The organism is Saccharomonospora saliphila YIM 90502 (assembly GCF_000383795.1).
GTDB classification, from domain to species: domain Bacteria; phylum Actinomycetota; class Actinomycetes; order Mycobacteriales; family Pseudonocardiaceae; genus Saccharomonospora; species Saccharomonospora saliphila.
The window spans coordinates 1-4,662 of sequence record NZ_KB912648.1 but is presented as its reverse complement, the minus strand read 5'-3'; the positions used below and the strand labels follow the sequence as shown (position 1 = coordinate 4,662).

General features: G+C 71.0%; 2 protein-coding genes and 1 pseudogene. All 3 read right to left on the bottom strand.

The window, feature by feature from the left end; genetic code table 11:
• Positions 1 to 242: pseudogene (locus tag SACSA_RS0108080) on the bottom strand (hypothetical protein); the annotation flags it as partial.
• Positions 243 to 451: 209 nt separating this feature from the next.
• On the bottom strand, positions 452 to 3,481 hold the full coding sequence (gene topA / locus SACSA_RS22055; RefSeq protein ID WP_408640270.1) for a type I DNA topoisomerase: 3,030 nt from the start codon (positions 3,479 to 3,481) through the stop codon (positions 452 to 454).
• A gap of 440 nt (positions 3,482 to 3,921) precedes the next feature.
• Positions 3,922 to 4,545 carry a hypothetical protein gene (locus SACSA_RS0108070; protein ID WP_019814914.1) on the bottom strand — a complete coding sequence of 208 codons (624 nt, stop codon included), beginning with the start codon at positions 4,543 to 4,545 and terminating at the stop codon, positions 3,922 to 3,924.
• Between the last annotated feature and the right edge of the window lie 117 nt (positions 4,546 to 4,662).

Here is a 4,662-nt window from a genome sequence, read left to right as displayed (position 1 = left end):
CCACCGGGCTCGCCGAGCCGCCCCGGCGAGGACGGGCCCCCGCCTGGAGATCCGCCCTCGGCCGCGAGGGCCGCGTCGACGAGTCTGCGGACGGTGGCCGGATCGGGGGTGACCGGCCGGGCGATCTCCACGTCACCGGCCGGGGTACCCGTCCCCGAGCGCGTCTGTCCGCGTGAGTCGGAGACCGGGTCGTTGAACGGCTGCGGCGGTTCCGGCGCCTGGGTACCGTCCGAGTCCACCACGCGCGTCCTCCCTGTCGCGGGTCGTCGCGGGTCGTAGGCCCTCGCGAGTGTCACCTGGCGGACGCGTGACCGGGGTGGCGACCGGCCACCGTCCGTGTCCTCAGCGTAGCGGGAGATACCCGTGACGCCATCCGTCCATCGGTGCGCCGTCGACATCACCCACCGCGATCACGCCACATGCCCACCACCGGCGCTCACGGCGGACCCGGTCAGGTCGATGCCTCCGACCCGGCCCCCGTGCTCGCCGAGGCCGATGCCGACGCCGATGTCGCCCCGGCGGACTTCGACGCCGACGACTTCCCTCCGGACGACTTCGCACTGGACGACTTCGCACCGGACGACTTCGAGGCGGAGGTCTTCGACCCGGACGACTTCGACGACTCGGAGGACTTCGAGGTCGACTTCGACGCGGTCGACTTCGACGTGCCGGACTTCGTGGTCGACGACTTGGCCGCCGTCGTCTTCTTCGAGCCGCCCTTCTTCGGCGCGGGCCCCTTGGCACGCTTCTCGGCCAGCAGCTCGGCGGCCCGCTCCTTCGTCAGGTCCTCGACACTGTCCGACCGGCGCAGCGACGCGTTGTACTCCCCGTCGGTGACGTACGGACCGAAACGGCCGTCCTTGACCACCATCGGCTTGCCCGACTCGGGATCGTCACCCAGCTCCTTCAGCGGCGGCTTCGGCGCGGCCTGCCTGCCCCGCCGCTTCGGCTCCGCGTAGATCTTGAGCGCCTCGTCCAGCGTGATGTCGAAAATCTGTTCCTCGCTGGTCAGCGACCGGGAATCGGTGCCCCGCTTCAGGTACGGCCCGTAGCGGCCGTTCTGCGCCGTGATCTCCTCGCCACTGTCCGGATCGGTGCCGACCACGCGAGGCAGCGACAGCAGCCGGAGCGCGTCGTCGAGCGTGATCTCCGAGATCGACATCGACTTGAACAGCGACGCGGTGCGCGGCTTGGGCTTTTTCGCCTTGGACTTCTTGCCGCCGGTGCCCGTCGAGGACTCGCCCTCCTCCTCGGGCAGGATCTCGGTGACGTACGGGCCGAAACGGCCCTCCTTGGCGACGATCTCATGGCCCGTCGCCGGGTCGGTGCCCAGCACCCGGCCTTCCTGCGGGGTGGCGAACAGCTTCTCCGCGATCTCCACGGTCAGCTCGTCCGGGGGCAGGTCGTCGGGCAGGTTGGCGCGCTGCGTGGACTCCTCACCCGCGGGCCGTTCGAGATACGGGCCGTAGCGACCGACGCGGACCACCACCTGCCGCCCGTCGTCGTCGGTGAACATCGGGATCGAGTTGATCTCCCGGGCGTCGATGTCCTCGACGCCGGTGCCGACAAGGCGCTTCAGCCCCCCGAGGCGGCCGATCGAGCCGTCGGCGCCCATCTCGCCGCCGAAGTAGAAGCGCGACAGCCAGTCGGTGCGCCGCTCGTCACCGGAGGCGATCCGGTCCAGCTCGTCCTCCATCGCGGCGGTGAAGTCGTAATCCACGAGCCGCTCGAAGTGCCGCTCGAGGAGGCCGACCACCGAGAACGCCACCCAGGAGGGCACCAGCGCCGAGCCCTTCTTCCACACGTAGCCGCGATCCTGGATGGTGTTGATGATCGAGGCGTAGGTCGAGGGGCGCCCGATCCCCAACTCCTCGAGCTTGCTCACCAGGCTCGGCTCGCTGTAACGGGCCGGGGGCGAGGTGGCGTGCGCGTCCGGGGAGAGCTCGCTCGCCGTCAACGGCGTTCCGGTGCTCAACCGCGGCAGCCTGCTCTGCTTGTCGTCGGCCTCGCCGCCCGCCTCGGCGTCCACGGACTCGACGTAGGCCTTGAGAAAGCCCGGGAACGTGATCGTGCGCCCGGAGGCGGAGAACACGCACTCCTCACCGGTGCCCGCCGTGCCGGTGATGCGCACCGACATGGTGGTGCCCTTGGCGTCGGCCATCTGCGAGGCGATCGTGCGCTGCCAGATCAGCTCGTACAGGCGGAACTCGTCGGTCTCCAGTTCACCACCGACCGCGCCCGGCGTCCGGAACACCTCACCGGCTGGCCGGATCGCCTCGTGGGCCTCCTGCGCGTTCTTGACCTTGCGCGTGTACTGCCTCGGCTTGTCGGCGACGTACTCCGCGCCGTACAGCTCGGTGGCCTGACCGCGCGCGGCCGACAGCGCGGCCTCCGACAGCGTCGTGGAGTCGGTGCGCATATAGGTGATGTAGCCGTTCTCGTAGAGCCGTTGCGCGATACGCATCGTGCGCTCCGACGAGAACCGCAGCTTGCGGCCCGCCTCCTGTTGCAGCGTGGAAGTCATGAACGGCGCGTACGGCCTGCGGGTGTAGGGCTTCTCCTCGACACTGGACACGGCCAGCCCGCGGTCGGCCAGCGCACCGGCCAGGCGCGTGGCTTCGCCCTCGTCCAGGACGCGGACCTCCGACGAGGCCTGCTTGAGCTGCCCGTCCGGGCCGAAGTCGCGGCCCGTGGCCAGGCGCGCGCCGTCGACGAAGGTCAGCCGGGCCGGGAACGTCCTCGGCGTGGCCTGGCCACCCGCGTCCAGCGTCGCCGAGATGTCCCAGTACGACGCGGAGGTGAACCGCATCCGCTCACGTTCGCGCTCGACGACGATCCGGGTGGCCACGGACTGCACCCGGCCTGCCGACAGCCTCGGCATGACCTTCTTCCACAGCACCGGCGAGACCTCGTAGCCGTACAGCCGGTCGAGGACACGCCGGGTCTCCTGCGCATCGACGAGGTCCGGATCGAGTTCACGAGTGCTCTCGGCGGCCGAGCGGATGGCCGATTCGGTGACCTCGTGGAACACCATGCGCCGCACCGGCACTTTCGGCTTGAGCGCCTCGAGCAGGTGCCAGGCGATGGCCTCGCCCTCACGGTCGGGGTCGGTGGCCAGATACAGCTCGTCGACGTCGGAGAGCAGGCTCTTCAGCTCGGTGACCGTGGACTTCTTGTCGGAAGGGACGACGTAGAGCGGCTCGAAGTCGTTGTCCACGTCGACACCGAGCCGGGCCCACGGCTGCCCCTTGTACTTGGCGGGCACGTCGGCGGCGCCACGCGGCAGGTCGCGGATGTGGCCGCGGGAGGACTCGACGACGTACCCGCTGCCGAGATACGGCGCGATCTTGCGGGCCTTGGTCGGCGACTCGACGATCACCAACCGTCGTCCGCCACCGCCCGCGTCCGCGCCTCCCGTCGCCGGGCCGCCCCGGGAGGCGTCCCGCGCCACGGTTCTCTTCGTCCGTGTCGATCCAGCCACGCTGTGTCCGCTCTTTCGCTTGAGTAACTCGTTTGTTCGACCCGCCAGTGTGCACGCCCGACAGCGCCGGTGTCCGCTCAGGTGCGGCCGACACGCCAGCGGGGCGACACCCGGTCACCCTGCGCACACCGGCACGCACCGCCGTGGGTGCGCCCTTTTCCACACCTAGCACGGCACGCCCGGGACCCCGCCTCCGGGGCTCTGCGTGACCGGACCACTACAGCACGTGAAACGCGCCCCGTCCGGTCTCCGGACGCCTCCGGGTTCCCCGGTCATGCCCGGGAAAACGAGCCGGACGGCTGGTGTTGTTCCCGCGGCCGTCGTCCGGGATCTCCGGCGCCGCCGCCCGGCCCCGTGGTCCCGACGGGTCGTACCCGCGCGGAGGCGTTCGCAACCGGCCCGGCCGGTGGCGGTCGTCACGGCGACGCGGCGCGACGCCGTCAGCGGCCGCCGTCCCTGCTCTCGTCGGCGGACGAGGGGTCGATGCGGGGATCGGGTTCGTCACCGACGAGGTTCTGGCACGCGGGCGCGTGGCGCGAGGCGCGAGCGAGTTCCGGCACCCTGTCGAACCCGTCGAGGAGGTTGAGTTCACCGATGTCGTCGAGCGGTTCGTTCACACGCTCCAGCGCCGCCCGGCTGTCCTGGACGCCCGCGGCGGAGTCGAGCCGCGTCTTCACTCCCGCGGCGGTCTCCCTGATGTCGCTGTAGGTCGCCACCGCGCTGGCGCGGACCCGTTCGGCCGCGTCCGACGGCGCGGGGTCCAGCGATTCGAGACGGTCCACCGTGCGTTCGAGGCCACCGACCACCGCGTCGAGCAGCGCGCTCGACGTGGCCGAGGCACGCTCGGCGCTGCTGGGGTCGATCGTCGGCATGGCCGAGACCGTGCGCACGAGTTCGGTGACGGCACCGCAGTAGTCGTCGGCCCAGTCGACCGTCCTGCGCGCGTCCGACGCCGCGTTCGACCTTCCGCTCTCCACCGGCCGGTCGCCCGAGGACGGGGCGGGCGAGTCCGGCATCGGCTGGTGCCCGCAGCCGCCGACGAGCACACCCACGATCATGCACATGACGACCCTGCCTCGCAGCGGGCGCACGCCGCACCTCCTCCGTGACCGGTCGACGACGGAAACCGGCCACCCGGCACTGTACTGGCGGCCCCCTGCCCGCGTCGTGGGCACGGCGAG

Coding starts and splice junctions, on each gene's coding strand:
- SACSA_RS0108070 (WP_019814914.1), bottom strand. CDS start 4,545: ATGTGCATGATCGTGGGTGTGCTCGTCGGCGGCTGCGGGCACCAGCCG.